Here is a 26,137-nt window from a genome sequence, read left to right as displayed (position 1 = left end):
GCAAGGAGAACGTCCATGAACATCGCGTCCCGTCTGCGCCCGTGTGCGCTTCCGTTGGCTGTTTCGCTGGCGCTGGCCGCCTGCAGTGGCTCGTCAACGCCGTCTGATGACCACAAGACTGCCGAGCCGCCTGCCGCAACAGCTGCTGCCGAAACCGCGTTGCCGGCAGGCTGGCAGCGCGTGGCCGGTGCCGAGATGCCAGCGGTGCATGAACAGAGGGCCGTGCTGCCGGCCAAAGTGCATTCCGATGACGGTGCTGACATTGAAGTGTCCGACACCAGCCGGATCATTGCCGGTGGTGACGACGTCATCGCGGTGATCGAGGCGCTGGGACTGGGCAAGCAGGTATTCGCTGCGCCAACCAACACCACCACCCAGGCCGGCCTGGCTGCCCCGCACCAGTTCCTGTTCAACCGCACCACGGGCGTGGAAGGCGTGCTGAGCCTGCAGGGCTCGCTGTTCCTCGGCAACAGCCTGCGCCGCCACACCGAGCTGGCGAAAAAGCTGCGCGAGGTGGGCGAGCCGGCGGTGGTCATCGATGACCTGCAGCCGGCGCCGGACAAGGTGCGCAAGGTCGCTGCGGCACTAGGGCTGGCCGAAGCGGGGCAAACACTGGCCACGCAGGTGCAGCGCCAGCTCGACGAGGCTGCAGCGATTGGCAAGGGCCTGGGCCATGCGCCACGACTGATCCACGTATCGGCGACCGGCGCTGGCGGCTCGCCCACCGTTGCGGGTGCCGACAGCGCCTCGGCGCAGCTGATCGCCCTGGCCGGCGGCATCAACATCGGCACCGAGGCCGGGGTGAAGAACTACTCGCAGCTGAGCAACGAGGGCGTGGTCGCGGCGGCACCGGAAGTGATCCTGGTGACCGAGCACGACCTGCAGCTGTTCGGCGGTGCCGATGGCCTGTGGAAGGCGTACCCGACGCTGAAGCAGACCCCGGCCGGGCAGGCCAACCGGGTCTGGGTGATGCCGGATGTGCAGCTGAAGTACACCAGCGTGGGTTCTGGTGCGGGCGCGCTGGCGCTGGCCAAGGCCCTGGCAGCGTTGCCGAAGGCATGAGTCCGGCGGATCGGCGCCGCCGTCGCGGGCGGGCGATGTTGATGGTGGCCTTGCTGGCCCTGCTGGGGGCGGTGCTGGCGTCGTTCGCCGTGGGCCCGCTGCGGTTGCCACCGCTGGAGGTGATGCAGGCGCTGGCGGTGAAGCTGGGCCTGCTTGATCCGCAGGCGGTCAGCAGCCGCGATCTGGCGGTGGTCTGGCAGCTGCGTATTCCGCGTGCCCTGCTGGGCGCGATGGTCGGTGCGTCGTTGGCGATGGCCGGTGCCAGCCTGCAGGGCCTGTTCGGCAATCCGTTGGCCGACCCCGGCATCGTCGGTGTCAGCCAGGGTGCTGCGCTGGGTGCAGTGGCTGCCATTGTTCTCGGCGCTGCCGGTGCCGCCGGTTGGCTGGTGCCGGTTGCCGCCTTCGTCGGTGGCGCCCTGGCCATCGGCCTGACCTATGCGCTGGCGCGGCCGGGCAAGGGCAGTGGCAATGCGACGCTGCTGCTGGTCGGTATCGCGATGGCGGCGTTCTGTTCGGCGCTGATCGGTTTTCTCACCTATATCGCAAGCGAAAGCGAACTGCAGTCGCTGGTGTTCTGGCAGATGGGCTCGCTGGCACGTGCCAACTGGGCCGATGTGGTGGCGGTGGTGCCGCTGTTTGCGATTGGCGTGTTCGCGTTGCAACGATTGGCAACGCCGCTGGACATGCTGGCGCTGGGCGAGCGCCAGGCCCAGCATCTGGGGCTGGATGTGACCCGCACGCGGCGTCGACTGGTGGCGTTCAGCGCGCTGCTGGTCGGGGCGGCGGTGGCGTTTGCGGGCTCGATCAGCTTCGTCGGCCTGGTGGTGCCGCACGTGGCGCGCCTGCTGGTGGGTCCCGGCCATCGCTGGTTGCTGCCGTTGTCCGGCCTGCTGGGTGCAGTGCTGATCGTAGTGGCGGATACCGCGGCGCGCACGCTGGATCCGCCCGCGGAGATTCCGCTGGGCCTGTTCTCGGCGGCGCTGGGTGCGCCGTTCTTCCTCTGGCTGGTGCTGCAGCAGCGCCGCAAGGCGGTGCCATGAGTGTGCTGTTGAAGCTGCACGAGGTGGTGGTGCGCCGCCAGCAACGTGAGATCCTGCACGGCATTTCCTTGGCGTTCGAGTCGGGTACGGTGACCGCGCTGGTGGGCCCGAACGGTGCGGGCAAGTCCACGCTGTTGGCGGTCGCGGCCGGCGACCTGCGCGCCGATGCGGGCGAGGTGAGCCTGTTGGGCAGGCCGCTGGCCAGTTACAAGGCGGGGCCGCTGGCGCGCGAGCGCGCGGTGATGCCGCAGGAGCACGGCGTGCGTTTTGCCTTCAGCGTCGAAGAGGTGGTGGCGATGGGGCGATTGCCGCATCCGCCGGATCCGCGTGTGGACGACGCGCAGGTGGAAGCTGCCATCGATGCCGTCGAATTGCAGGCCCTGCGCCTGCGCGAGGTGCAGCAGCTGTCCGGCGGTGAGTCCGCCCGGACCACGTTCGCGCGCGTGCTGGCACAGGACACGCCATTGCTGCTGCTGGATGAGCCTACTGCTGCGCTGGATCTGCGCCATCAGGAGCGCACGCTGCGCAGTGTGCGTGCCTGTGCACAAGCCGGTGCGTGCGTGATCGTGGTACTGCATGACCTGAATCTGGCGGCCGGCTATGCCGACCGTATCGTGCTGCTGGAGCAGGGTGGCGTGGCGGCCGACGGAACGCCATTGCAGGTGTTGACCGAGGACAACCTGCAGCGCGTGTACCAGCAGGATGTAGTGGTGCTGGAGCATCCGCGTCGTGGGGTGCCGCTGGTGGTGGTGACCTGAGCGAACGTCCGCCAGGTTGCTCCGGGTATCATGGAGGCTTCGTTTTCTTCAATGGACTGATGCCATGTTCCGCACCGTTACCCGCAGCGTGCTGCTTGCCGCGATGATTGCTTCCGTTTGCGCAGCCCATGCAGCTTCGACCTCCCAGGTTTCGCTGACCAACGCGGCCGAGAATGCCTCGCTGATCGAAACCCGGCATTCCAGTGGCGACGGTGCCGCAGTGACGTCGATGAAGACGCAGTACTTTGCCAACGAGGAAATGTCGGTGAGCTGGGACGACCAGCAGGTGCTGGTGCTGTGCAGTGAAGCGGCGTACCTGAAGATTCCTGCCGCCAAGCTCAAGGCCGGAGCATTGACTACCGAGCAGCGGCAGATGATCGTCTATCAGGCGCTGATGTCCGGCCTGGGGGCCGTCGCGGGCGTTGTCGGGCCGGCAGGCGAGGTGGTAACCGTGGCCGATGACGGTAGCGAGACCCGCAGTGTTGGCGAGAACAGCTGGGCATACGGTATCGAGCGCTACGACGTGATCAGTCAGCGGCTCCCGGACGGCGCACTTCGGGTCCGGACCCGTAAGACGGACACCGTGAATACCACGCCGCAGGCGGGTCCAGATGACATGTTCAGCACCGAGGACGATCAGGCGGCACGCCTGTCCGAGCTGGCGCCGGTGGGCAGCTGGACCGAAGTGGTGGTCCGCGGTGGCGCGCGCCAGCCGCATGTAGATCCGGCGATGTCGCTGAAGGGCTGGATCTCGATGGGCGATGACCAGGCTGCGACAGTGGCCGAGGCGCGCAAGCTGCACGGCTGCAAGTAAGGGCCGCCAGGGGTCAGATCCCTTTGCCAGGGGCAAAGGGATCTGACCCCTATCGTTGCCGGCCTCATCGTTCCATTTGTGTGCTCAATATTCACTTGCGCGCCAGATTGGCAGGTCTAGAATGCGCCCCATGAACCGGATGCCGCTCCTGAAGTTTTTCACCCTGACCCGCGCAAGCGCGGAACGGGCGTGTCTGCCTGGAGCCCCACGAGGCCGTTGAGACGGCCATCGCTGGACCTTCGACAGAGCGCCCTTCGGGGCGCTCTTTTCGTTTCCGCAGTTCCATTTCCCGTAACCCGATGTACCGCAAGGAGAACGTGCCATGCACCAGATCGCCGAGACCGAACGCTAGCCGCGCACCCTGTCGCCAACCGGGGTGCGCGGCCCCCGAAGTTGGCTTTGCAGGAACCTTTCTCATGAACACCCAAGTCCTTTCCCGCCGTCGCAACCTTGGCATCATTGCCCACATCGATGCCGGCAAGACCACGCTGACCGAACGCCTGCTGTGGAAAAGCGGCGAAATCCATCGCGTCGGCGAAGTGCACGACGGCAATGCGACCACCGACTTCTCGGCGATCGAGCGCGAACGTGGCATCACCATTGGCGCGGCTGCCGTGCAGGCGCAGTGGGCACCGCGCGACCTGCCGGCGCATCGATTGACCCTGATCGATACCCCCGGCCACATCGATTTCGCCATCGAAGTCGAACGTTCACTGCGCGTGCTCGACGGTGCCGTGGCCGTCTTCTCGGCCGTGGACGGCGTGCAGCCGCAGTCCGAGACGGTGTGGCGCCAGGCGCGTCGCCATCGCGTGCCGCTGATCGCTTTCGTCAACAAGATGGACCGCGTAGGCGCTGCGTTTGAGCGCGTGCTGGAGCAGCTGCAGGACAAGCTGCGCGCGCGGCCGTGGGCGCTGGGCGTGCCGTTGGGCAGCGAAAGCGGCTTCAATGGCTGGGTCGATCTGGTCGATGAGCGCGTGCTGCAGTGGCAGGAGGGCGGCGCAACCACGGTGACCCCGTGGGACGAAGCGGCGCGCGCCCAATGGCAGGCCCAGCGCGATGCGCTGGTCGAAGCTGTGGCCGATCATGACGAAGAACTGGCCGATGCCTGGCTGGAAGGTCGCGTGATTGGTGCCGATATGCTGCGCGCGGCGATCCGGCGGGCGACGCTGGCAGGTGCCGGCGTGCCTGTGCTGGCCGGTGCTGCGTTCAAGGACAAGGGCATCGAGACGCTGCTGGATGCCGTGGTCGATTACCTGCCGTCGCCGCTGGATCGCCCTGCTGTCAGCGCCGAAAGCGATGAGGGCGAGGTGATGCTGCCGCCGGATCCGGACGGTCCACTGGCGGGCCTGCTGTTCAAGATCACCCACCAGCAGCACGGCGCGCTGAGCTTCGTGCGGCTGTACTCGGGCACCTTGAAGGTGGGCGACGCGGTGGCCAGTTCGCAGCATCCGCAGGGGCGGCGTGTCAGTCGCCTGGTGCGGGTGCAGGCCGACCAGACCCATGACATCGAGCAGGCCGTGGCCGGTGACATCGTCGCGGTACTGGGCTGGAAGGATGCGGTCAGTGGCGAGACGCTGAGCAGCCGTGCGCAACCGCTGCGGCTGGAGAACATCCAGGCCCAGGCGCCGGTGCTGGCCTGGCGGCTGGAGCCGGCGCGTGCGGCGGACCTGATCCGGATGGCGCAGGGACTGGCCAGCCTGGCCCAGGAAGACCCCTCGTTCCGTGTGGAAACGGACCGGGAAACGGGTGAAACCCTGGTCTGGGGCATGGGCGAGCTGCACTTGGAGGTGATGGTCGAGCGCCTGCGCAGCGAATGGAAGGTCGACGTGGCCGTAGGTGCGCCACGCGTGGCCTACCAGGAGACGCCGATGCGCCCGATGACCGGTGTCGTCGGGCGGCTGGTCAAGCAGACCGGTGGCCAGGGCCAGTTCGCGCACGTGGTGCTGGATGTGACACCGCGCGACGACGACCTTGTCGTGTTCAACGACCGCATCGTCGGTGGCGTGGTGCCGCGCAGCTTCATCGCGGCGGTGGAAAAGGGCGTGCGTGCTGCGCTGTCGGAAGGTCCGCAGGGACATCCGGTGGTCGGCATCGAGGTCAGTCTTGTCGATGGTCAGACCCATGCCAAGGACTCTTCGGAGATGGCATTCCATCGCGCAGGCGCCGAGGCGATCAAGGCGGCGCTGGCCGAGGGTGGCACGCAGCTGCTGGAGCCGGTGATGGCGGTGACGGTGCATTCGCCGTCGGCGTCGGTGGGTGATGTGGTCGGCGACCTCAACCGGCGCCATGGCCGCATCGCCCGCATCGAGGACCAGGACGGTCGTGCCGAGGTCAGTGGTTTCGCGCCACTGGCGCAGTTGGTGGGTTACACCACCTCGCTGCGTTCGCTCAGCCAGGGGCGGGCCAGCAGTGAGGCGCACCTGCACGGCTATGAGCCAGTACGCGCGGCATAGGCAAGGTGAGGGAGCCCGTTCGCGGGCTCCCTTTTTTTGTTCGGGTTTCCGTATCCACGCATGGCGTGGATCTACCGGGTGACCGGGTCGCGAGCTCTGCAGTAGATCCACGCCATGCGTGGATGGATCCGCACCGACACGGCAACATTGGCGCTGCATCGCACCAAATCTGTAGAAAAAGCTGGATTAAAGTGATGCCTCACGATAAATTGCGCACCCCCCGTTGCTCGCCGCCGCCCGCACCCCTCTCATGCGTGATGACAAAGACCCCGGAACCTTGGAGCTGACCCTGCCGCGCAAGCGCGGTCGTCCGCCCAAGTTCGGGTACGCGATGAGCGATGCGCAGCGGGCGGCGCGCTATCGTGCGCGCAGGGCAGGGCAGGCCAATCATGCCGACGTGCGTTCCTGCAGCGACATGGTGCTGCTGGACAAGATCCGTGCGGCGGTCAGTGCCCGCGACACCGAGCTGGCCGGTTTCCTGGTCCACGTGCTCTGGCAGCGCTACCCCCTGCAGCTGAAATAGTTCGCCGATGGGGTGGCCGTTGTCATCGAGCTTGTTGATAATGCGGGATTCAGGTTGTTCCCGCTGGCGTGCCCGGGATGGCAGGCGCGCATGATCGAACGGTTCCCAACATGACCACCACCAGCGACACCACCGCCGAAGCGGCGCCGAGCGGCGCCCCCCTGTTCTATACCCGCCCGGTGCCGCTGCAGGCCGATGTGCATGCCGATCTGCGCATCCTGCCGGGCAAGCTGGAGTTTGCCGCCGGCAACAATGCCATTCCGCTGGTGCTGGGCGAGTTCTCGCTGGCCCTGCACCACTTCCCGATCCTGTTTGCCGGCCCGAGCGCGGTTCCGATGGCTGCCGTGGGCGTGTCCGACCAGAACCTGTTCATCAAGGATGGCCTGTGGGAAGACGAGGCCTACATTCCCGCCTACCTGCGCCGCCACCCCTTCATCTTCATCGACACCGGTGCGGAGAATGATTTCCTGCTGGGCATCGACGAAGAGAGCCCGCGCGTGGTCAAGGGGGGCGAGGAAGGCCAGCCGCTGTTCGTTGACGGCAAGGCGACCGAGATGGTGCAGCAGGCCCTGGAATTCTGCGGCCAGTACACCCGCGAACACGAACAGACCCAGGCTTTCTCCAAGGCCCTGGTCGACAACGGCCTGCTGGTGGAGCGCAACGCCACCGTGCGTATCCCGGATGGCCGGGAGTTCAACCTCAACGGCTTCCTGGTCGTGGACGTCGAGAAGTTCGTGGCGCTGCCGGAAGCAACCGTGGTCGAGTGGCACCGCAGTGGCTGGCTGGCACTGATCCACCAGCACCTGATGTCGCTGGGTCGCTTCAATGACCTGACCCGTCGCCAGGTCGAGCGTCTGGCCGCGTGATCAAGGGGTTGGGCAGGGTTCCCGCGACGCGGGCGCCCTGTCCGGCCTGCAGTACGCACAGCAGGCGACGTGCGTCGGTCCAGTCTGGCGTGGCGTCCTGCGCCAGATCGACCAGCTCGGCCGCGACGGCGGCGTGCTCGCATTGACCCAGCATCTGTAGTGCGCCCTGCAATCGGTGCGCGTGATGACCGAGCGCCGATGCGTCTGCACGATCGATAATCCGCTCGATCCTGCTGAGTTCATCGCAGATGTCGGCGCTGTAGGCCGCGTCCATTTCAGTCGCCGGCTCAAGCGCGTCCAGGCTCCCCAGCGCCGGAATGCCCAGAGCAGCGAGCAGTTCGGCGGCGCGCAACGGCTTGGCCAGCACCGCATCGAAACCCGAGCGACGGCAACGTGCGTGGTGACCTCGCCCGGTGCGGGCGGACAAGGCGATCAGGCGGAGCGGATGCCCGTTACGGGCGCGCAGTTCGCGTGCCAATGCGTAGCCATCGATGCCACGCAGCCCGATGTCGATCAACGCGGCAGGGCGGGGGTGGCGTATCTGTTCGGCCAGCGCGCTGGCCGCATCTTCCAGGGCACATACCTCGGCGCCCCAGCGCCGCAACTGTTCGGCAATGACGTGGCGATTGAGTGCGTGGTCCTCCACCAGCAGCAGTTGCAGCCCGGCCAGTGGCGTGCCCTCCACGGGCATGTCCCGGACACTCTCGGCAGAGTCAGCTGTGCACACCGGCAGGCGCAGGATGAAGCGGCTGCCGCGACCGAGGACGCTGTGCACGGTCAGATCGCCCCCCATCGCACGTGCCAGCTCGCGTGCAATGGAAAGCCCGAGGCCACTACCGCCACGCTGATGCCCACCGCTGCCTTGATGGAAAGGCTGGAACAGTTCGGCTACCTGTGCGGGCGCGATCCCGATCCCGCTGTCGATCACCTCCATCAGCAGCTCCTGCGGCCGCGCTGCTGGAAGCAGTCGCAGGCGCAGCTCGATGCCGCCGATATCACTGAACTTCACCGCATTGGCCAGCAGATTGCTGGCAATCTGGCGTAGCGCATCAATGTCCACCAGAATGATCGGCAAAGGTTCGGCCGGGGCATCAAGATGCAGTTGCAGCCCTTTCCGTTGCGCCTGTGGCCGAATGGCCTCCAGTGCCTGCCGGCAAAGCTGGGTCGCATCACAGGCTTGTGCATGCGGCCTGAAAGCGCCGCTGGCGAGACGCGAAAAATCCAGTGCGCGATTCAACAGGCCGCGCAGGGATTGGCTGGCGCTGCTGGCAGCGGCGAGCAGATCGCGCTCGCCTTTCGGCAGTGCCGATTGTCCAAGCAGCTCGATCGAGGCCAGTACGGCCTGCGCAGAATTGCGCATCTCGTGACTGATCATCCCGATGGCCTGCGCGCTGCGGCGGTCGCCCCGTACCCGCAGGTGACGGGTCATGGGCCACAGCAGCAGGGCGACCAGCAGAGGGGCCAGCAACAGCCAGCCGCGCGGGGGCGAGGCCTGCATCCAGTCCAGTGCGTTTCCCGCCGCTGCTGGCAGGGTCTGGCCTGCCCACAGGTGGAGCAGGCTCGCATGCTCCTCGAGTGTGATCTCCCGCAATGCCTGTCCGATGCGTTCAAGCAGCTGCTGGTCTTCCTGGCGGACGAGCAGGTAGAGGTCGGTGGAGAAGTCGCTGTCGAATGGCTGCAGGCGCAGGCTGCCGTTGAAATGGCGTCGAACCAGCGGGCGCAGCGTGGATTCCAGGCCAATCGCCACGTCGGCCACGCCGGATTGCACTGCCGCCAATGCTGCGTACCGATCAGACAGGGGCTGCAGCCGGATCTGAGGGTGATGCGCGCGCAGCCAGCCGGCGTAGGGCCCGCCTTCAACCACGGCTACGACCCGGCCGTCGAGCTCGCGTATCTCCCGTGGCAGCCATTCGCCGGCGCGCCCTGCCAGCAGAGTGGCGCCACCCCGGAAGCGGCTGGACGCGGCAAGGTCGGGGCAGGGTGGCTTCTGGTGTCTCGCACCGCCAAACACCATGACCAGGTCGGCCTCGTGATGGCACACAGCGAGGATTGATGCGGCGGTCGTCGGGTAGGGCTGTTCCAGGAAGCTGAGTTGGGCGTGACGCGCCACCAGGTTGGCGTAGCCATGGGCGAGCGTCGGCGGTGATGACGGATCGGCCATCGCCGCGGGCGCGGGGCGTAGGGACGGGGCGGTGGAGACCCGCACGCTGCTGCCCGGCAGCCAGCGTGGTGACCGGATATCTTCCGCCGACGCAGCGGGAAGGAGAAGCAGCACCAGCAACCCGAGGATCAGCAGGCACGGGCGCAATGGCGCATGGCGCCTCACGGAGACTCCAGCCGTTCACGCAGCGCATAGATCTCCACATCGCTGCGCAATCCCAGCTTGCGCAGCACCGCGACCTTCTGTGTGCTGACGGTCTTGATGCTGCGGTGCCGGCGCAGCGCGATCTCCGATACGGTCAGGCCTTCCAGCAGCAGCTCCAGTACCTCCCGCTCGTTGCGGCTGAGCTCGCCGCGATCACCGGCCAGCCTGACGTCCGGCGGAATCCGGATCAGGCCCTGGAAGACGCGCACGATGGCGTCGGACAATGCCGCAAGGGGTTCGGCCTTGCTGACGAACCCACCGAGTCCGGCATCGATCAGGCTGTTGAGATTCGTGGTGGGAGAGAGCGTGGCGAAGGCCAGCATTGGTGTGCGCGGGAATTCGCGACAGAGCAGCGTAACCAGCTCGATGCCGCCCAGGTCGCCACGGGCGAGCGTGAGATCGATGATGGCCACATCCACGGGCAAGCGGTGCAGGCTGTCGATCAGCGCGCCGCTGCAACCATGGCTGGCGACGATGTCGAACCGGAGATCGCCTGACAGGTGCAGGGCGGTGCCGCGACGGACGACTTCATGATCGTCCAGGAGCGCCAGGCGAAGCCGGCGCGGTGCAGGAAATCCATTCATGCGCGGGAGGTGGTCAGCGCCCGTGGGCGTGGCCGCCATTCTGGCGCCGCTGTCGCGTCGAACATCGAATTTGTTGCGTTTTTACGACTATTCCTAAAGATCGATGTATGAGCTCCATCGATAAGAGCTGATCCATGGGCTGGACGTATCGTCAGGTTGAAAGCCGTGTGGACGCAGTGTCCTGGCGCGCTCTCGCTGGGTACAGGTGGCCTGGGTTGCAGGGCTGCCGGCACCCTGCGAGGGGGGTATTAATGTGACGCGTCACTCCGAAGTGCCTGGTCACCCGCGAGCCGAGTGGTGGGCGGTTGGCGATCTATCGCACCGACTGAGGTACGCGCCTGAGCCTGCCGGTGTCGTAGCCCATGGCCGCGATGCGCTCCACGGCGTGCTGGTAGTCGCTGTCCGACACGTGCGGGGTACGCGCCATGTACCAGACATAGTCGCGCTTGCTGCGTGCGACGATGGTCTGGCCATAGTCGTCGTCGAGCCAGGCAATCACATACTCAGCCTGGATCGGCCAGACGAACTGCATGCCCCAGATCGCGCCATTGCCGTTCTTCTCCACCCGGCCAACCGGGTGCATCGATTTCTGCGGGGCGTCGAAACTGCCCTTGCGATAGGTGAAGGTCGTCTGGATGCGCCCGTCTGGCCGCAGCGCATAGCTCTCAACCGCGTCGAAGGCCTCGCGCTCCGGCCATGAGGGTATGTGGGCGATCACATACCAGTCGCCCATGAAGCGCGGCACGTCCACCGAGGGCGGGCGGGGCAGAGGACGGGTATCGCTGGAACTGCAGCCGGAACCGAACAGGCTCAAGGCCAGCAGCGGAAGCAGGGAGCGCATGCGCATGTCACACCTCAACGGGGACGGAACAGATAGTGGGCAACCAGCCACTGCTGGCCATCGTCGTAGCCGAACAGCTCGGCGCAGGCCATCCAGAACATGCGCCAGCGCTGCCACCAGATCTTCGCCGCCGCCTGGCCGTAGGTTGCGACCAGAACCGGCATCACCGCCTCGCGGGCCGCATCCTGGTTGGCCAGCCAATGGTCGGCGGTGCGCTGGTAGTGGGTGCCGTCCAGCAGCCAGCGCTGATCGAGTCGCAGGTCGCGCTGGAAATGCAGCAGGGTGTCAGCGGCCGGCATCAGGCCGCCGGTGAAGAAGTGGCGCCCCATCCAGTTGTCGCCACCCTCGGTCTCGAACGGGTACATCAACGTGCGATGGGCGAAGATGTGCACGAACAGCGCACCGTCGGGCTTCAGCCACTGCGCGATGTGCGCCAGCAGTCGCTGGTAGTTGCGCAAATGCTCGAACATTTCCACCGAGACACAGCGATCGAAGCGTGCCGTGGGCAGCTCAAGCTGGTTGACGTCGCGGGTCAGTACCTCGACGTTGTGCAGGCCCCTGGCCTGGCATTGCGCCATGATGTGCTGGCGCTGGCTGTGCGAGTTGGACACCGCAGTGATGTTGGCCTGCCGATAGCGTTCGGCCATCCACAGGGTCAGCGAACCCCAGCCACAGCCCAGTTCGAGAATCTGCTGGCCGTCGGCAAGTCCGGCACGCTGGCCATAGAGTTCCAGCATCGCCTCCTCGGCCTGGTCCAGCGTTTCGCGCCCGGTGGGGTAATAGCAACTGCTGTACTTCAGCCGCTTGCCCAGGCAGGCCTGGAAGAATGCCGCGGGAACTTCGTAGTGCTGGCGGTTGGCCGCGTCGGTATGCAATGCGAGCGGACTGTCGGTCAGTTCTGCGATGCGACGGCTGAAGCGCGCGGACTGTGCCTCGATACCTCCCGCCGATTCCTCATGCAGGCGTTGCGCGCACAGGCGCCGGATGCCGGCACGCAGCGCCGCATCGGGAACCAGCCCGCGTTCGGCCCAGGCGATCAGCCCGGTTTCCGCACCTTCGGCCGGATTCAGTGACGGGATCGCGCTCATGCGGAATGCTCCTTGGAAGAACGGGGGAACCAGGGAAAGAACGTAGGCGTGCTGCGCTGGTAGGCACGGTAGTCGTCGCCGCGGCTGCGCAACGCCTGCTTCTCGGTGAAGGGGATACCGCTGAGATAGCGCAGGAACAGATACATCAGCAGCGGCCCGGCCCACGCCAGCCACCACAGGGGGGAGCCGACGGCAAGCAGCACATAGGTGAACCAGTGCAGCCACTCGAAGAAGTAGTTGGGGTGGCGTGAATAACGCCAGAGCCCTTCGCGGCAAGTGCGGCCCTTGTTCGCCGGGTCGGCGCGGAAACGTGCGAGTTGGCGGTCGGCCAGGCTCTCGCCGCCGACGCTCAGCAGCCAGGCCAGTGCTGCGGCGACTGTCCACGGTGTCAGGCCAGCATGGGGATTGGCTGCCACCGCAACGAAGGGCAGGGCGAACAGCACGACCAGCAGCGCCTGCGCCATGAAGAAGCCAAAGATCTTGCCCTGGTGGCTCTGCCAGTGTTCGCGCAGATAGCGGTAGCGCCCGTCTTCGGGTTCGCTACGGACCCGGCGCCACAGGTGCAGCGCCAACCGGCTGCCCCACAGGCCGCCGAGCAGGCCCAACGCAATCCGGGGCAACATCGCGCCATCGCCGAGCAGCGCCAGCAGCAGGGCAGAGGCACCCACGCCCTTGGCCCAGAGCACGTCCACGACGCCGATGTTCTGGCGGCGGCGTTGCCAGGCCCAGCCCCAGCTCATCACCAGCACGGCATACAGAAGTACCCACAGCAGATTGATCATGGCGATGCTCCGGCCAGGGAGGGCGGGGTGGTGCGAGAGCCGCGACGAGCGGTGACGCACAGCAGCGAAAGCGCAATGCACCAGCCCGCGCCCAGCACCAGCAGGCCCTGCCACGTGGGTGCGGCGAAGCGGACCGCATCGAAACCGCGCGCTGCGGAGAGGTAGGCCAGCGGTGCCAACAGCAGGCCGAACAGGGCCGGCAAGGCAGGGTGGCGCAGCAGGAAGCGCATCGAGGTGGTCAGCGTCATCGCGAACGCGGCCCACAGCGCCATGATCCAGGGAGGCGGCACCCAGCCCAGCGGGGCGGCGGCATAGCGCACGGTGCCGCTGGCGGCAGCACTGGCGTCGACCAGCCATGCGCAGGCCAGTGCCAACACCATCAACCGAAGATCCAGCCGTGGTTGCGGCGACGTCAGCAGCTGGCTGCCGATGTAGAGAGAGGCTGCCAGCAACGCCGGCCACTGCCAGCCGCGCCCGGCGCCGGCCACGGCGCACACCCAGACCAGCTGGTTGCCAAGCAGATTGGGCCAGAATCTGCGCATCTCAGCTGCCTTGGCCCGATGAGGCGCCCGGGCGATGCCCCGGGCGCGCCATCAGCAGATGGGAGACCCCGATCGAGCGCTCCAGGAAGCCGCCCTCGCAGTAGGCCAGGTAGAACTCCCACAGGCGGCAGAAGCGCGTATCGAAGCCTTGCGCCTGCACGTCGGGCAACCGGTCGAGGAAGCGCTGGCGCCAGGCGCGCAGGGTCAGCGCGTAGGAGTGGCCGAAGTCCTGCTGGGCGATCAGCTGCAGGTCGCTGGACCGCGTTTTGGCGGCCATGATCGCGTTGATCGACGGAATGAAGCTGCCGGGGAACACATAGCGTTTGATGTAGTCGACGCTGCGCCGGGCCTGCTCGTAGCGATGGTCCTCGATGGTGATGGCCTGCAGCAGGGCAACGCCATCAGGCTTGAGCAGGCGCTGCAGCGTGCCCATGTAGGTGTCCAGGTATTCCGCGCCGATGGCTTCGATCATCTCGATCGACACCAGCTTGTCGAACTGGCCCTGCAGGTCGCGGTAGTCCTGCATCAGCAGGGTGACCTGGTCCTGCTGGCCCGCTGCCTGCACGCGCTGGGCAGCCAGCGCGTGCTGCTCGGCGGAGATGGTGGTCGTGGTGACGTGGCAGCCGTAGTGCTGCGCGGCGTGCAGCGCAAAACCACCCCAGCCGGTGCCGATCTCCACCACGCGATCGCCCGGCTTGAGCTGGAGCTGCTGGCAGATGCGGTCCAGCTTGCGCCGGGAGGCGGATTCCAGCGACTCGTCTTCTGTGTCGAACAGGGCGGAGGAATACATCAGGTCCGGCGACAGGAACAGGGCAAAGAAGTCGTTGCCGAGGTCGTAGTGCGCGGCAATGTTGCGGCGGCTGCCTTCACGGCTGTTGCGGCGCAGGCGGTTCCAGCCGCGCAGCAGCCAGCCACCCACGCGGGCCGGGCCGCGCTCCATGCCGTCGAGCAGGTCGCGATTGCGCACCAGCAGCCGGATCAGCGCCACCAGGTCATCGCAGTGCCATTCGCCCTGGATGTAGCTTTCACCTGCGCCCACGCTACCTTGCGCTGCAACCTTGCGGTAGAACGCCGGGTCATCGATGGTGACGGTCACCTGCAGTTCGCCATGGGCTTCGCCCAGCCAGACGTCGCCGAGTGCATCACGCACGCACAGGCGGCCGTCGCGCATGGGGGCAAGCTGTTCCAGCAGGCGGCGGCGCAGGAAGGCATCCAAGGCGCCGGGACGCGGCAGGGCGACCAGGGGAGTCATCGAGTTCATCGCGGTTTCTCGGCAAGGGCAGGGTGGTCATGCACGGGGTTGCGCTTCAGCCACAGCCGCAGCGCGTGCCAGTGGATGGCGGCCATCACCTGCAGGGTCATCAAGGGATAGCAGGCCAGGACCCGGGCCAGCCCGCGGCCATCCAGCGCGTGCCGCTGCATTGTCTGGGTGGCATCAAACTGGCGAACGCCTTGGCGCCAGACCTGCATGTGCACGCGCAGATCATCATCCGGGCAGTTGAACCGCCAGTCGTAGTGGCAATCCATCGGCATGAACGGTGAGACATGGAAGCGCTTGTCGAACCGCCAGCGCAGCGAGGCGCCTTCGTGGGTGGCCGTGGCGACTGGCAGCACATAGGCGTGCCGTTCCTTCCAGGGCGTATTGGTGATCTCGGCGACGATGCAGTCCAGGGTGCTGCCATCGGACTGGTAGCAGTAGTAGAAGCTGACCGGGTTGAATACGTGCCCGGCGAAGCGAAGATGGGTGAGCAGGCGTACCGGGCCGGTAGGCCGATAGCCCAGGGTGGACGCGGCACGGTCGCGCACCGCATCGGCCAGTGGTTGTGCGGGATTGCCGAAGTAGTCGCTGCGGCGGAACTCGGCCAGGTTGCGGCGATTGACCGACCACAGCCAGCGCCCGGCGAACACGGTCTCCAGCTCGTCAAGATCGAGCAGCAGCTGCGCGATCGGATAGCGGAATGCGTGGGGCTGCGGATGATGCCGTCGGTGCATCACCTGCCCGAAGTAGAGTGCGCTGGCACTCACGCTGCCACCTCGCCGGGTACAACGCTGTCACGGTGCGCGGCGCACTCGCGCATCGCGTCCACCACGCGGCGGGCGCTGCGGATGCCGTCTTCGTGGAAGCCCCAGCCCCAGTATGCGCCCGCGAACCAGGTGTGGCGGCGGCCCTGCAGCTCTGCCCAGCGCTGCTGGGCACGGATGGCGGCATGATCGTGCACCGGGTGGGCATAGTGCAGCCTGCGCAGCACCTTGGCCGGGTCGATCGCCTCGCTGCGGTTGAGGGTCACGACCAGCGGGGTGTCACCGGGCAGGCCCTGCAGGAGGTTCATGCAATAGCTGACCGTACAGGGCGCGCCTGGATCCCTGGGAACGTGTGCATTCCATGCAGCCCATGCCTTGCGGTTGCGCGGCAGCAACGATGCATCGGTATGCAGTACTGCTTCGTTGGGCTGGTAGCGGATGGCGCCGAGCACTTCGCGTTCGGCCGGATCGGCGTCACGCAGCAGGGCAAGCGCCTGGTCGCTGTGGCATGCCATGATGACCTCGTCGAAACCCTCCACGCCCGCCGCGCTGTGCACGCGCGCGCCCCACGGCATGCGTTCGACCGAGTGAACCGGGCATTCCAGCCGTTCGCGCACCCGCCAGCGGGCGCGAAGGGCATCGACATAGCGTGCCGAGCCACCGCTGACTACCCGCCAGGGTGCGCGCCCGGTCATCTGCAGCATCTGGTGGTTGGCCATGAACTGGGCCAGGTAGCGGGCCGGGAACTGCATGACCGTGGCGGTCGGTGACGACCACAGTGCCGAAGCCATCGGCAGCAGGTGCTCGTCGATGAAAGCGGTGCCGTAGCGCTGGCTGCGCAGGTACTGGCCCAGTGTCGGGCCTTCGTCTTCCGCCAGCAGCAGCGGCGCATCCCGGTAGAACCGGCGCAGGTCGGCCAGCATTCCCCAGAAACGTGGCGAAACCAGATTGCGACGTTGGCAGAACAGGCCATCCAGCGAAGTGGCGTTGTACTCGACGCCACTGCGCTCGCTGTGCATGGAGAAGCTCATGGTGGTCGGCTGCGAGGCCACACCCAGTTCTTCGAACAGTGCCGTCAGCAGTGGGTAGTGCAGGGGATTGAACACGATGAAACCGGTATCCACCGCCATGCGCGTGCCGTCCACCTGCACGTCATGGGTGTGGGTATGTCCGCCCAGGTAATCGTTGGCCTCGAACAGCGTCACTTCGTGTTCGCCGTCCAGCCACCAGGCACTGGCCAGGCCGGCAATGCCGGAGCCGATGATCGCGATGCGCATGTCAGTACCTCGCCTTGGCCAGTACCCACTCGGGGATGGGCTTGAGCCCCTTCACCAGGCCCATGGCCGCCATTGCGCGCAGCCCGTACCAGGTCAGGTCGATCTCCCACCAGCGGAACCCCTGGCGGACGGTGCCGGGGAAGAAATGGTGGTTGTTGTGCCAGCCCTCGCCGAAGGTAAGCAGCGCCAGCCAGAGGTTGTTGCGGCTGTCGTCGCGGGTCTCGAAGCGCCGCCGGCCAAAACGATGGGCCAGCGAGTTGATGGTGACGGTGGCGTGGAACAGCACCACGGTGGAGATGAAGAAGCCCCACACCAGCAACTGCGGGCCAGAGGTGTGCAGCCCGGGCGCCCAGCGCTCCAGGCCGGCGCCGAGTGCGTACAGCGCAGCGGCCAGCAGTACCGGCACCGCCGTATCGAAGCGGTCCAGCCAGCGCAGTTCCGGGAAGCGCGCCAGGTCAGGCACGCGCGATAGATCCGTGGCGAATGCCTCGCGGGTGAGGAACCAGCCCATGTGGCTGCGCCAGAAGCCGCCTTCGCGCGGCGAGTGCGGGTCCAGCGGTTGGTCGGCATGCCGATGGTGATGGCGATGGTGGGCCGCCCACCACAGCGGCCCACGTTGCACGCTGGACGCGCCGATCACCGCGAACACGAATTGCACCGTTCGCGATGCCTGGAACGTCCGGTGCGAGAAGTAGCGGTGGTAAAAGGCGGTGATCGCAAACATGCGCACTGCGTAGAGGGCTGCGGCGACGATCACTGCCGTCCACGAGATACCTACCCAGATCACCGCGATGCAGGCCAGGTGCATCAACGCGAACGGTACGGCGCGCAGCCAGTCGATGCGTCCAGGCTCGCCAGCGGCGTGGTCTGCAGCGCTGCCGGTGTCGACCCAGCGCTTCAGGGTGCGCAGCAGGCGCCAGCGTCGGCGGGGGAGGGGCGCTACAGAGGCCATGGCGGATCTCGGCGGGTGTCGTGTCTTCCTCTACGCAGCAGTGCGCGCAATGGATGCGGCCGGCTGTGGAGAATTTCGGCTTCACTTGGGCATCACGCTGCAGCGCCCAACCAGGGGTTGCGTCCAGGCCTGTTGCCATTCGTTGGCGGACCGCTCGGCCACCGGCGAGCTGAAGCGCACCGTGACCTGTGGGTAGGTGCCGCGGGTATCGCGCAGGTTGCTGGTTCCGCGGAATTCCAGCAGGCGGCGGTCGGTGCTGGCATAGACCAGCGACAGGCGCGGCGCGATGCCGCCGTACCAGGTGTCCAGACTGACCTCGATGGCCTGGGCGTCGATGCCCTGCCAGCGAACCGGGCCGGTGTGCCGCACCTGCACCGGGAAGAAGCGCTGCCGCCCCGGCACCAGGAAGGGCAGGCTGATGCGTTCACCTCGCAGCAGCGCTGGCCAATGCTGGCGCACCGCGGCGTCGAAGCCCGTGTCGATCACCGCATCCGGAGCCAGCTCAAGCCGACGATGACGCAGCTCACTGGCGGCATCTTCTTTCCAGGCGATGGACACCGACTCGCCACTGGCGTCGACGTCAGCGGTTTGCCCACTACGGCTGTCCTGCAGCGAATAGCCCCGGGCCAGCGGGCGGGCGCTGGCCGGCAGATGCTTGCGGGCGAAGGGGCGGCCATCCGGGCACTGATAGAGCACCCAGCGCTCGGCACCCTCCGATGGGCCGCGCCGCCAGTGCACTTCACGATAGAGCAGATCGCCCTGCGCCGAGGTGGCCACGCCCTCGTTGCGCAGCCAGGGCGCCGCCAGCGCGGCATGGGGCAGGCACAGCAGCAGCCAGGCAGTGCGCATGGTGTTCATCCGGTAGGGAGGCTCAGGTCATACGGCGGGCGCGGCTGCTTGGATGCACAGTGCCTGCTGCATCCAATGGCCGCCCCTGCGCGTAGAGAGGACAGACCTTCACCTGCCCGCCGCTCACGCAGATGTACCCTGACGCTGCCAGCACCCTCCTCAACTTCGATACCGCACGCACCGTGTCCAGTTCCCAGCAGCCCAGCAGCGAGCCGACGAACTGGGCCGATGACATGGACAGTGTGGCGCGGCTGCGCGACCGCGACTGTTTCATGCGGATCTATGACTACTTCATGCCGCGGCTGTGCGTGTATCTGCGTGGCCTGGGGGCACCCGACGCCGTGGCCGAGGAAATGGCGCAGGAGTGCCTGCTGCGCCTGTGGTTGCGGGCGGCCGAGTATGATGCGGCCCAAGGCGCGCTGAGTACCTGGCTGTACCGGATCGCGCGAAACCTGCATATCGACCGCATCCGTCGCGAGCGCAGCTGGATGCAGGTGCAGGCAGCGGTGGAAGACGCCGCTGCCGTGGAGATGATCGAGCGCAGCAGCGCCGAGCAGTTCGCCGACCAGGCGCGCCTTCGCCAGCGCATCAACGAGCTGCCTGCCGTGCAGGCGAGGCTGGTGCGGATGTCCTATTTCGAGGCGAAGAGCCACAGCGAGATTGCCCAGGCGCTGGGCATGCCGCTGGGAACGGTAAAGTCACACCTGCGACGTGCGTTCCTGCAACTGCAGGCCAAAGTGGGAGGTGCGCTGTGAATCCGCACCACCACCTGCACGAATCCACGCTGATGAGCTATGCCGCCGGCGCGCTGCCGGTGCCGTTGAGCATCGTGGCCGGTGCCCACCTTGAGCAGTGCCCTCACTGCCGCCAGCGCCTGCGCGATGCCGAGGCGATCGGCTCGGTGCTGCTGGAGCAGACCCAACCGCCCGCAGCCGATGCGCGTCGCGAGCAGTTGCGCGAGGCCATGCTGATGCAGTTGGCCTCGGAAGTGCCGAGCGCCATCGCCGGAACCAGGCGCCCTGTGCCGAGGGAGCGGCCCGAGGCCGATCCGGATCATCTGCCTGCCGCGCTGCATCCTTACTTCGGCGCTTCGCTCAGTGCCCTGCGCTGGCGCTGGATGGCGCCCGGCGTGCACTGCATCAGGGCGGAGCAGATGCCCTCGCTGATCATGCTGAAGATTGCCCCGGGCAAGTGCCTGCCGATGCACAGCCATGGCCGCAGCGAACTGACCCAGATCCTGCGGGGCTCGTACAACGACGCGCTGGGGCTGTTCGCGCCGGGCGACGTGGCGGACCTGGATGAGGAGGTAGAGCATCAACCGGTAACTGCTCCGGGTGTTCCCTGCATCTGCGTTTCAGCGCTGGACGCGCCGTTGGTGTTCAGTGGTTGGCTGGCGCGGAAGATCCAGCGTTTCGTGAAACTCTAGCGTGGGTGCGACCATGGCCGGGAAAGGTGCGTTGAGGATTCTGTTGACCGGTGCCTCGGGCCTGGTCGGGCAGGGCGTGGCGTTGGCCTGCCAGCGCTCGCCGCAGGTCGGCCATCTGGCCGCGCTGGTGCGGCGCCCGGGCAGCCTCAGCGGAGCGGGTAGGGAGCTGGTTGTTCCTGACTTCCTGCATATCCAGGGGCGCTCGGATGAACTGGCCGGGTTCGACGCATGCTTCTACTGTGCCGGTGCGCCACCGGTCGGCACGGCTGAGGCCGAGTATCGACGCGTGACCCGGGACATCACGCTGGCGGTGGCCCGCGCCTGGGCAACTGCGAATCCCGAGGGATGTTTCCTGTATGTATCCGGTGCCGGCGCGGATCCACAGAGCAGATTGATGCCGTTGAGGATCAAGGGCGAGACCGAGGTGGCATTGCAGGCCCTGCCGATGCGCTCGGTGATGCTGCGCCCGGGGGGCGTCCGGCCGGTGCCGGGAACCGGCACGCGTCACGGCTTGCTCAAGCCCCTGTACTGGGGTGGCGCGCCGTTGATGAAGCTGGCCGGCGCCGTTGCGCCGTCATTGATGACCAGCAATCTGGCGCTGGGCCAGGCGATGATCGCACTGGCCGGGCGGGAGCATCCGCCGGGCACGGTGGAATGCGCGGACATCAACCGGATCGCTGCCGGCGCGCGCGATTCGGCGTCCTGATCTCAGTGTGGCACCGTCTCCAGCGCGGTGCGCACCGCAGTCGCCAGGTCACTGCGGGTAAACGGCTTCGGCAGCAGTGCAACGGCCCGTCCCTGGCTGCCCACCTGGTCGTGATCGCGCGGATAGCCCGACGTGAACAGGACGGCGACTTCCGGCCAGCGTTCACGGACTTCACGCACCAGCTCCCAGCCCGACATGCCGGGCATCACCACGTCAGAGAACAGCAGGTCCACCTTGGTATCAGGGCGTTCCAGCAGCCGCAGTGCGGAGGGGCCGTCGTGGGCTTCCAACACCCGGTAGCCCAGCAGCCGCAGTGCATCCACCGTGTGGGCGCGGACATCGTCGTTGTCCTCGGTCACCAGGATGGTTTCCTCGCGCGGCGAGTAGCCCGCCAGGCCGGTCTGCGGGGTGCGCGCTTCGGAGGGCAGGGCCAGCGGTGAGCGCGGGAACATCATGGTGATACTGGTGCCGCCGCCTTCCACCGAATCGATCAGTACGTGGCCGCCTGACTGCTTGACGAACCCGTGCACCATCGACAGGCCCAGGCCGGTGCCACGGCCAACCTGCTTGGTAGTGAAAAAGGGTTCGAAGACCCGGGCAAGCGTCGCTGCATCCATGCCGTGGCCGTTGTCACGCACCCGCAGCATCACGTACTCGCCCGGCGTCGCATCCGGGAACAGCGCAGCGTAGTCGTGGTCGAGGTGGCTGTTGTCGACCTCGATCACCAGCCGGCCGCCGTGCGGCATCGCATCGCGGGCATTCACCGCCAGGTTCAGTACGGAGGCCTCCAGCTGGCTGACGTCGATCTCGACACACCAGATGTCCTCGGCGCTGCGGATCTCCAACTGCACCAGCTCACCCAGCGCACGCTGCAGCATGTCGTGCATGTCCAGCAGGCGCTCGTTGAGGTTGGCGGCCTGGCTGCGCAGCGGCTGGCGGCGGGCAAATGCCAGCAGACGCTGGGTCAGGCTGGCGGCACGGCCGACACCCTTCAGCGCATTGTCCAGCGCACGGCCCACCAGCGCACCGGCCTCGCCAGCCCTTTCACTGAGCAGCATGGCGTGCTCGACATTGCCGGAAATGACGGTCAGGATGTTGTTGAAATCATGTGCGATGCCGCCGGTGAGCTGGCCGACCGCCTCGATTTTCTGTGACTGGCGCAGCGCATGCTCAGCCTGCACGCGCGCGGTGGTTTCCACGGCCTCGGAGACCACAGCGGTGACCACGCCCTCCGTATCGAGTAGTGGACGGAACGAGAAATCGAAGCTGCGCCGCCCGGTCGGGAGTTCCAGTTCCAGCGCATGCAGTGAACTGCGGCCCTGTACGGCTGCGGCCACGGCCCGATCGATCAGCGCGCTGATGCCCTCGGTGGTGCCGAACCAGACCGATTCGGCGAAGCGTTGCCCAACGACGTCCTTCTTGTCTCCCAGCACCGCGGCCAGTGACGCGTCATTGGCATCGACCACGCGTCCGGACAGATCCAGCAGCACCTGGTGCTGGAAACTGGATTCGAAGATCGCCTGCAGGCGCCGCTTGCTGGCGCGCAACTCGGCCGTGCGTGCCTGTACCTGCTGCTCAAGCAGCTGGTTGTCTTCGCGCAGGGCCAGCTCGGCCTGCTTCAGCAGCGAAACGTCGCTGCCCAGGCAGATATACCCGGCCACGCTGCCATCGGCGGCATGCTCAGGCACGCAGTCCATCTGCACGAATCGTGATTCGCCACTGCGATGGATCAGTTCGACCTGGAAGCGGGTTCGCTCCCCCTGCAGTACGCGTTCCAGGCTGGGCAGGGCGTGCTCGAAGGCGGAAATGCCGCTGACATCCCGAGCCGGCCGACCCAGCAGTTCTGCAAGGCTGAATCCATGCCAGTCCAGGAACGCCTTGTTGGCAAACCGGTAGCGATGGTCCTTGTCCAACTGGGCGATCAGCGCCGGGACGGCATCGGTGACCTGCTGCAGCTGGGCCTGGCTTTCGTTCAGCGCGGCCTGCGCATTGGCCAGCTGGGTGCGCTCTTGCGCCTCCTGGCGAGCGCGGCGGATGGCGTCGGGCAAGCGTTGCAGGCGTTGCTTCACCACGTAGTCGCGGGCGCCGCGCGTGAGTGCCTGTACCGCCAGTTCCTCGGTCAGGGTGCCGGAAACAAAGATGAAAGGCGTCTGCGGCACGCGCTCGCGCGCCAGGGCAAGTGCTGCGTCACCATCGAAGCCTGGCAGGACATGATCGGCGAGGATCACGTCGAACGGGCGGTTCTCGATGGCCTCGATGAACGCGTTGCGGGTCCACAAGCGCTCAGCCTCGAAATCGAGGCCGGCACGCTGCAGCTGGGCGCCGATCAGCTCCGCATCAAGCGCGCTGTCCTCCAGCATGAGGATGCGCAGGCGCTCGCTGCGGCGCGATCCATCATGCATTGCGCTGCCCCGAACCGTTGGGCCGATGGGGTGGTGGCTGGTTGGTGATGCCCCAGAACATGCCCAGGCCCTGGATGGCGTCGAAGAATTCCTTGAAGTCGACCGGCTTGACCACGAATGCGTTGACCCCCAGCTCGTAACTGCGCACCAGGTCCTGCTCTTCGCGCGAGGAGGTCAGCATCACCACCGGCGTGCTGCTCAGATTCGCATCGCCGCGCACCTGTTCCAGTACTTCAAGGCCATTGACCTTGGGCAGCTTGAGGTCCAGCAGCACCACCACCGGGCCGCCGTGCATGGCGCCGGCAAACTTGCCTTCGCAGCGCAGGTAGTCCAGCGCTTCGGCGCCGTCGCGTACATGGATGACATCGTTGAGCAGCTGGCAGCGCGCAAGCGCGGCCATCGTCAGCTCTGCATCCTTGGGGCTGTCCTCCACCAGGAGAATCGGCCGCAGGTCCCTCATGGGTGTTCTCCTGTGGAGCGGGGTAGGGTGAAGTGAATGGTGGCGCCCTTGCCGGGCTCGCCCTCGGCCCAGGTACGGCCGCCATGGCGGCCGATGATGCGGCGCACGTTGGCCAGGCCGATGCCGGTGCCTTCGAACTCTTCGACGTGATGCAGGCGCTGGAACACGCCGAACAGCTTGTCGACGTAACGCATGTCGAAGCCGCAGCCGTTGTCGCGCACGAAGAAGTGATCTTCGGCGTCGCTGCAGTCGTGCCCAATCTCGATCATCGCGTGCTCGCGCTCGCGGGTGAACTTGATCGCGTTGCCCAGCAGGTTCTGCCAGACCAGGCGAAGCATCGTCGGGTCGGCTTCCACCTCCGGCAGCGGCGCGAGCGTCCACTGCACGTCGCGGCCGGCGTAATCCAGCGCCAGACTCCGGCGCACGTCCTCGGCCAGCGCAGCCATGTCCAGCCGCACCCGCCCCAGCGTGGAGCGTCCCATCTGCGAGAAGCTGAGCAGGTCATCCACCAGTGTTCCGGCGGACTTTGCCGAATCGACGATCGTATCCAGGAAGCGGCGCTCGGTCTCGTTGAGGCGGTCGCCCGCCGAGCTGCCAAGCAGCTCCGAATAGCCCACGATGTGGCGGAAGGGGGCGCGCAGGTCGTGGCTGACCGAATAGGAAAAGGCTTCCAGTTCCTTGTTGCTGCGCAGGAGCTGCTCGTTCAGTTCCGCCATCTCCTCGGCCTTGCGCAGCACGATATCGACGATGGCCGTGCGCATCTCGTGCGCCGCATCGCAGTCGGCGTCGGTCCACGGCAGGCTGCGCTGCCGCACGGTCTCTTTCCAGGCTTCGAAGGAGCTCCGCGGGGAAAGTGCGACGCCGGGCGCTGCGGTCTTGCGGGGGTCTCCCCCCCAGCGCACGGTTCGCACCACCTCCGGCCGGAACCACATCAGGTAGCTGTCATGCAGCTGCGAAATGGACACTGCCAGCAGGCCACTGGCTACATCGGCCAGGTGCGCGGCAGGCGACCAGTCGGCGGCAAGGTAGTCGGTGCAGTAGGTTTCCTGGCCGGCCTGCCGGGTAGCCAGCCAATCGGCCAGGGCCAGCACGTCGCTGGCGGGCGGGCACTCACCCACGCGCATGCAGTCGCCCTTGTGCACGATGGCAGCCCCGGCCGCGCCGGTCAGCGACAGCAGGCTGCCTTCGTCCTGGCGCAGGGCCGCCATGAATTCTTCGTCGCCGGCCATGCGGCCCAGCAGCTTGACCAGTATCGAGCGACGCGCGACGCGTTCTTCAATCGCGAGCGCGCGCTCCTTCAGTGCAATCTGCAGCGACAGGATCTGGCCCATGAACTCGCAGGCGGTACGCACGTGGTAGGGCAGGCGGCGTGGCTGCACGGTGTGGCAGGATACCAGGCCCCATAACCGCCCCTCATGTACCAGTGACACCGACATCGACGCCCCGGTCCCCATGTTGCGCATGTATTGAAGATGCACGGGGGACACGCTGCGCAGCACGGCCAGGCTCAGGTCGGTCGGTGGCGCCTCGCGGTGGTCTTCGGCCCGCATCAGCGGGGTAGGGGTATAGTTGTTGTCCGCGATCAGGCGCACCCGGTTCCGGCGGTACAGTTCGCGGGCCTGTGCGGGAATGTCCGACTCGGGGAAGCGCAAGTCCAGGTAGGACGGCAACAGGCCATTGCCATCTTCGGCCACCACGATGCCATTCCAGCCGGGATCGAATTGATAGACGAGGGTGCGGTCAAAGCCGGTGAGCCGCCGCATGTGCGCGGCCGCAAGCCTGCACAGGTCTTCCACCGTCGCTGCCGATTCAATGCCGGTCATCAGCTCGCGGATGGCTGGATACAGTTCTTCCAGCGAGCCGGGCTGGCCGGGAACCGGCGCCTCCAGCTCGACCAGAAGATCCGTGGCGGAGCGGTGCACCAGCAGCTGATGGCGGCCGTGCCCATCCAGGTGCACGGCACCGACATGCGCGCTGCTGCCCACCGTCGCCTGTTGCAACACGCCCTGGAACGGTGCCAGCACGCCGCCCAGCACTTCACTGACGTGCTGCATCAACGGTTCGCCGAACTGTTTCAGCAGCCCGGGGTGGCTGATGGCGCGCTCGCGTACCTGCAGGGACTGCGGTTCAACGACCAGAAGCACACCGTAGGGCTGGATCGCGCCGGGGGTGTGGATCGGTTCGCGCGCGCAACGGGACAGGGCAGTGTCGTGCGCGGATTCGGCAGGAGGCGTCAAGGGCGGGACTCATGGTTCGTGGATGGCTGGAACGGCCCAGCACTGCATCCGGTGTGCATGGATGGTGAAGCAAAAGCGTGCCGCCGCA

The 26,137-nt window shown here is 66.7% G+C and carries 24 protein-coding genes; 10 read left to right on the top strand and 14 right to left on the bottom strand.

Going from position 1 to position 26,137, the window contains the following annotated elements; all coding sequences use genetic code 11:
* Positions 1–15: 15 nt before the first annotated feature.
* From AC5P7X_RS11925 to AC5P7X_RS11895, 7 genes are all read left to right on the top strand, one after another.
* A complete protein-coding gene (locus tag AC5P7X_RS11925) occupies positions 16–1,062 on the top strand; it encodes a heme/hemin ABC transporter substrate-binding protein (protein ID WP_372486370.1) in 1,047 nt (348 codons plus the stop codon).
* Positions 1,059–2,102: a FecCD family ABC transporter permease gene (locus AC5P7X_RS11920; protein ID WP_072166990.1), complete on the top strand. Its 1,044-nt coding sequence runs from the start codon at positions 1,059–1,061 to the stop codon at positions 2,100–2,102. Before AC5P7X_RS11925 ends, AC5P7X_RS11920 begins: the two co-directional genes overlap by 4 nt.
* Complete coding sequence (locus AC5P7X_RS11915; RefSeq protein WP_495214878.1) at positions 2,099–2,860, top strand: heme ABC transporter ATP-binding protein; 762 nt, start codon at positions 2,099–2,101, stop codon at positions 2,858–2,860. Before AC5P7X_RS11920 ends, AC5P7X_RS11915 begins: the two co-directional genes overlap by 4 nt.
* Before the next feature lie 64 nt (positions 2,861–2,924).
* Positions 2,925–3,674 (top strand): hypothetical protein, encoded by a 750-nt coding sequence (locus tag AC5P7X_RS11910; RefSeq protein WP_372486372.1) that lies wholly within the window; start codon positions 2,925–2,927, stop codon positions 3,672–3,674.
* 416 nt (positions 3,675–4,090) lie between these two features.
* Entirely contained in the window at positions 4,091–6,127 is a 2,037-nt protein-coding gene (fusA, locus tag AC5P7X_RS11905; RefSeq protein WP_372486373.1) for an elongation factor G, read from the top strand.
* A 250-nt stretch (positions 6,128–6,377) separates the two neighbouring features.
* Positions 6,378–6,650 (top strand): hypothetical protein, encoded by a 273-nt coding sequence (locus AC5P7X_RS11900; RefSeq protein ID WP_005409616.1) that lies wholly within the window; start codon positions 6,378–6,380, stop codon positions 6,648–6,650.
* 110 nt (positions 6,651–6,760) lie between these two features.
* Positions 6,761–7,516 (top strand): SapC family protein, encoded by a 756-nt coding sequence (locus AC5P7X_RS11895; protein ID WP_372486374.1) that lies wholly within the window; start codon positions 6,761–6,763, stop codon positions 7,514–7,516.
* Here the strand turns inward: AC5P7X_RS11895 and AC5P7X_RS11890 are convergent.
* The 11 genes from AC5P7X_RS11890 to AC5P7X_RS11840 all read right to left on the bottom strand — a co-directional run bounded on the left by AC5P7X_RS11890 (position 7,473) and on the right by AC5P7X_RS11840 (position 18,818).
* Positions 7,473–9,842: an ATP-binding protein gene (locus tag AC5P7X_RS11890; protein WP_495214877.1), complete on the bottom strand. Its 2,370-nt coding sequence runs from the start codon at positions 9,840–9,842 to the stop codon at positions 7,473–7,475. The genes AC5P7X_RS11895 and AC5P7X_RS11890 overlap by 44 nt on opposite strands.
* Entirely contained in the window at positions 9,839–10,465 is a 627-nt protein-coding gene (locus AC5P7X_RS11885) for a response regulator transcription factor (RefSeq protein ID WP_053496660.1), read from the bottom strand. Before AC5P7X_RS11885 ends, AC5P7X_RS11890 begins: the two co-directional genes overlap by 4 nt.
* A gap of 313 nt (positions 10,466–10,778) precedes the next feature.
* Entirely contained in the window at positions 10,779–11,312 is a 534-nt protein-coding gene (locus tag AC5P7X_RS11880) for a lipocalin family protein (protein WP_005416504.1), read from the bottom strand.
* Positions 11,313–11,320: 8 nt separating this feature from the next.
* Positions 11,321–12,394, bottom strand: a complete 1,074-nt coding sequence (locus AC5P7X_RS11875) for an SAM-dependent methyltransferase (protein WP_495214876.1) — start codon at positions 12,392–12,394, stop codon at positions 11,321–11,323.
* On the bottom strand, positions 12,391–13,176 hold the full coding sequence (locus tag AC5P7X_RS11870) for a DUF1295 domain-containing protein (protein WP_495214875.1): 786 nt from the start codon (positions 13,174–13,176) through the stop codon (positions 12,391–12,393). The genes AC5P7X_RS11875 and AC5P7X_RS11870 overlap by 4 nt, the downstream gene beginning before the upstream one ends.
* A complete protein-coding gene (locus tag AC5P7X_RS11865) occupies positions 13,173–13,718 on the bottom strand; it encodes a DUF2878 domain-containing protein (RefSeq protein ID WP_053496658.1) in 546 nt (181 codons plus the stop codon). Before AC5P7X_RS11865 ends, AC5P7X_RS11870 begins: the two co-directional genes overlap by 4 nt.
* Before the next feature lies 1 nt (position 13,719).
* Entirely contained in the window at positions 13,720–14,979 is a 1,260-nt protein-coding gene (locus AC5P7X_RS11860) for a class I SAM-dependent methyltransferase (RefSeq protein WP_372486377.1), read from the bottom strand.
* A complete protein-coding gene (locus tag AC5P7X_RS11855; RefSeq protein WP_053496657.1) occupies positions 14,976–15,743 on the bottom strand; it encodes a DUF1365 domain-containing protein in 768 nt (255 codons plus the stop codon). Before AC5P7X_RS11855 ends, AC5P7X_RS11860 begins: the two co-directional genes overlap by 4 nt.
* The gene (locus tag AC5P7X_RS11850) at positions 15,740–17,017 is read right to left on the bottom strand and encodes an NAD(P)/FAD-dependent oxidoreductase (protein ID WP_329843515.1); all 1,278 of its coding nucleotides are present in this window, start codon (positions 17,015–17,017) and stop codon (positions 15,740–15,742) included. Before AC5P7X_RS11850 ends, AC5P7X_RS11855 begins: the two co-directional genes overlap by 4 nt.
* Position 17,018: 1 nt before the next feature.
* Positions 17,019–17,969 carry an acyl-CoA desaturase gene (locus tag AC5P7X_RS11845; RefSeq protein ID WP_053496655.1) on the bottom strand — a complete coding sequence of 317 codons (951 nt, stop codon included), beginning with the start codon at positions 17,967–17,969 and terminating at the stop codon, positions 17,019–17,021.
* Between the two features lie 81 nt (positions 17,970–18,050).
* On the bottom strand, positions 18,051–18,818 hold the full coding sequence (locus AC5P7X_RS11840; RefSeq protein WP_206620798.1) for a hypothetical protein: 768 nt from the start codon (positions 18,816–18,818) through the stop codon (positions 18,051–18,053).
* Between the two features lie 131 nt (positions 18,819–18,949).
* Between AC5P7X_RS11840 and AC5P7X_RS11835 the strand changes: the two genes are divergently transcribed.
* From AC5P7X_RS11835 to AC5P7X_RS11825, 3 genes are read left to right on the top strand one after another with little or no spacing between them, the layout of a single operon-like run.
* Positions 18,950–19,573: a sigma-70 family RNA polymerase sigma factor gene (locus AC5P7X_RS11835; protein ID WP_053496654.1), complete on the top strand. Its 624-nt coding sequence runs from the start codon at positions 18,950–18,952 to the stop codon at positions 19,571–19,573.
* A complete protein-coding gene (locus AC5P7X_RS11830) occupies positions 19,570–20,244 on the top strand; it encodes a ChrR family anti-sigma-E factor (RefSeq protein WP_372486378.1) in 675 nt (224 codons plus the stop codon). The genes AC5P7X_RS11835 and AC5P7X_RS11830 overlap by 4 nt, the downstream gene beginning before the upstream one ends.
* Positions 20,245–20,257: 13 nt before the next feature.
* A complete protein-coding gene (locus AC5P7X_RS11825; RefSeq protein WP_171956944.1) occupies positions 20,258–20,950 on the top strand; it encodes a Rossmann-fold NAD(P)-binding domain-containing protein in 693 nt (230 codons plus the stop codon).
* A 2-nt stretch (positions 20,951–20,952) separates the two neighbouring features.
* On the opposite strand, the gene AC5P7X_RS11820 is transcribed toward AC5P7X_RS11825, so the two are convergent.
* The 3 genes from AC5P7X_RS11820 to AC5P7X_RS11810 are packed head-to-tail and all read right to left on the bottom strand — an operon-like array spanning position 20,953 to position 26,049.
* Positions 20,953–23,352 (bottom strand): response regulator, encoded by a 2,400-nt coding sequence (locus AC5P7X_RS11820; protein WP_372486379.1) that lies wholly within the window; start codon positions 23,350–23,352, stop codon positions 20,953–20,955.
* Positions 23,345–23,812, bottom strand: coding sequence for a response regulator (locus AC5P7X_RS11815; protein ID WP_049414761.1), 468 nt, complete (start codon positions 23,810–23,812; stop codon positions 23,345–23,347). The genes AC5P7X_RS11820 and AC5P7X_RS11815 overlap by 8 nt, the downstream gene beginning before the upstream one ends.
* Positions 23,809–26,049, bottom strand: coding sequence for an ATP-binding protein (locus AC5P7X_RS11810; protein ID WP_495214874.1), 2,241 nt, complete (start codon positions 26,047–26,049; stop codon positions 23,809–23,811). The genes AC5P7X_RS11815 and AC5P7X_RS11810 overlap by 4 nt, the downstream gene beginning before the upstream one ends.
* Positions 26,050–26,137: the final 88 nt, after the last annotated feature.

This window comes from Stenotrophomonas sp. YJH_SMC_53, from assembly GCF_059369995.1.
Note: the sequence above shows the minus strand (reverse complement) of the source record. Positions and strands in the feature narration are given on the sequence as shown.

Excerpts from the sequence above, each read along its gene's own strand:
- AC5P7X_RS11900 (WP_005409616.1), top strand. The coding sequence starts at position 6,378 with ATGCGTGATGACAAAGACCCCGGAACCTTGGAGCTGACCCTGCCGCGC.
- AC5P7X_RS11825 (WP_171956944.1), top strand. The coding sequence starts at position 20,258 with ATGGCCGGGAAAGGTGCGTTGAGGATTCTGTTGACCGGTGCCTCGGGC.
- AC5P7X_RS11850 (WP_329843515.1), bottom strand. The coding sequence starts at position 17,017 with ATGCGCATCGCGATCATCGGCTCCGGCATTGCCGGCCTGGCCAGTGCC.
- AC5P7X_RS11860 (WP_372486377.1), bottom strand. The coding sequence starts at position 14,979 with ATGAACTCGATGACTCCCCTGGTCGCCCTGCCGCGTCCCGGCGCCTTG.
- AC5P7X_RS11865 (WP_053496658.1), bottom strand. The coding sequence starts at position 13,718 with ATGCGCAGATTCTGGCCCAATCTGCTTGGCAACCAGCTGGTCTGGGTG.
- AC5P7X_RS11840 (WP_206620798.1), bottom strand. The coding sequence starts at position 18,818 with ATGCGCACTGCCTGGCTGCTGCTGTGCCTGCCCCATGCCGCGCTGGCG.
- AC5P7X_RS11875 (WP_495214876.1), bottom strand. The coding sequence starts at position 12,394 with ATGAGCGCGATCCCGTCACTGAATCCGGCCGAAGGTGCGGAAACCGGG.
- AC5P7X_RS11920 (WP_072166990.1), top strand. The coding sequence starts at position 1,059 with ATGAGTCCGGCGGATCGGCGCCGCCGTCGCGGGCGGGCGATGTTGATG.
- AC5P7X_RS11925 (WP_372486370.1), top strand. The coding sequence starts at position 16 with ATGAACATCGCGTCCCGTCTGCGCCCGTGTGCGCTTCCGTTGGCTGTT.
- AC5P7X_RS11880 (WP_005416504.1), bottom strand. The coding sequence starts at position 11,312 with ATGCGCATGCGCTCCCTGCTTCCGCTGCTGGCCTTGAGCCTGTTCGGT.
- AC5P7X_RS11835 (WP_053496654.1), top strand. The coding sequence starts at position 18,950 with ATGTACCCTGACGCTGCCAGCACCCTCCTCAACTTCGATACCGCACGC.
- AC5P7X_RS11910 (WP_372486372.1), top strand. The coding sequence starts at position 2,925 with ATGTTCCGCACCGTTACCCGCAGCGTGCTGCTTGCCGCGATGATTGCT.
- fusA (WP_372486373.1), top strand. The coding sequence starts at position 4,091 with ATGAACACCCAAGTCCTTTCCCGCCGTCGCAACCTTGGCATCATTGCC.
- AC5P7X_RS11895 (WP_372486374.1), top strand. The coding sequence starts at position 6,761 with ATGACCACCACCAGCGACACCACCGCCGAAGCGGCGCCGAGCGGCGCC.
- AC5P7X_RS11820 (WP_372486379.1), bottom strand. The coding sequence starts at position 23,352 with ATGCATGATGGATCGCGCCGCAGCGAGCGCCTGCGCATCCTCATGCTG.
- AC5P7X_RS11885 (WP_053496660.1), bottom strand. The coding sequence starts at position 10,465 with ATGAATGGATTTCCTGCACCGCGCCGGCTTCGCCTGGCGCTCCTGGAC.
- AC5P7X_RS11845 (WP_053496655.1), bottom strand. The coding sequence starts at position 17,969 with ATGGCCTCTGTAGCGCCCCTCCCCCGCCGACGCTGGCGCCTGCTGCGC.
- AC5P7X_RS11915 (WP_495214878.1), top strand. The coding sequence starts at position 2,099 with ATGAGTGTGCTGTTGAAGCTGCACGAGGTGGTGGTGCGCCGCCAGCAA.
- AC5P7X_RS11870 (WP_495214875.1), bottom strand. The coding sequence starts at position 13,176 with ATGATCAATCTGCTGTGGGTACTTCTGTATGCCGTGCTGGTGATGAGC.
- AC5P7X_RS11815 (WP_049414761.1), bottom strand. The coding sequence starts at position 23,812 with ATGAGGGACCTGCGGCCGATTCTCCTGGTGGAGGACAGCCCCAAGGAT.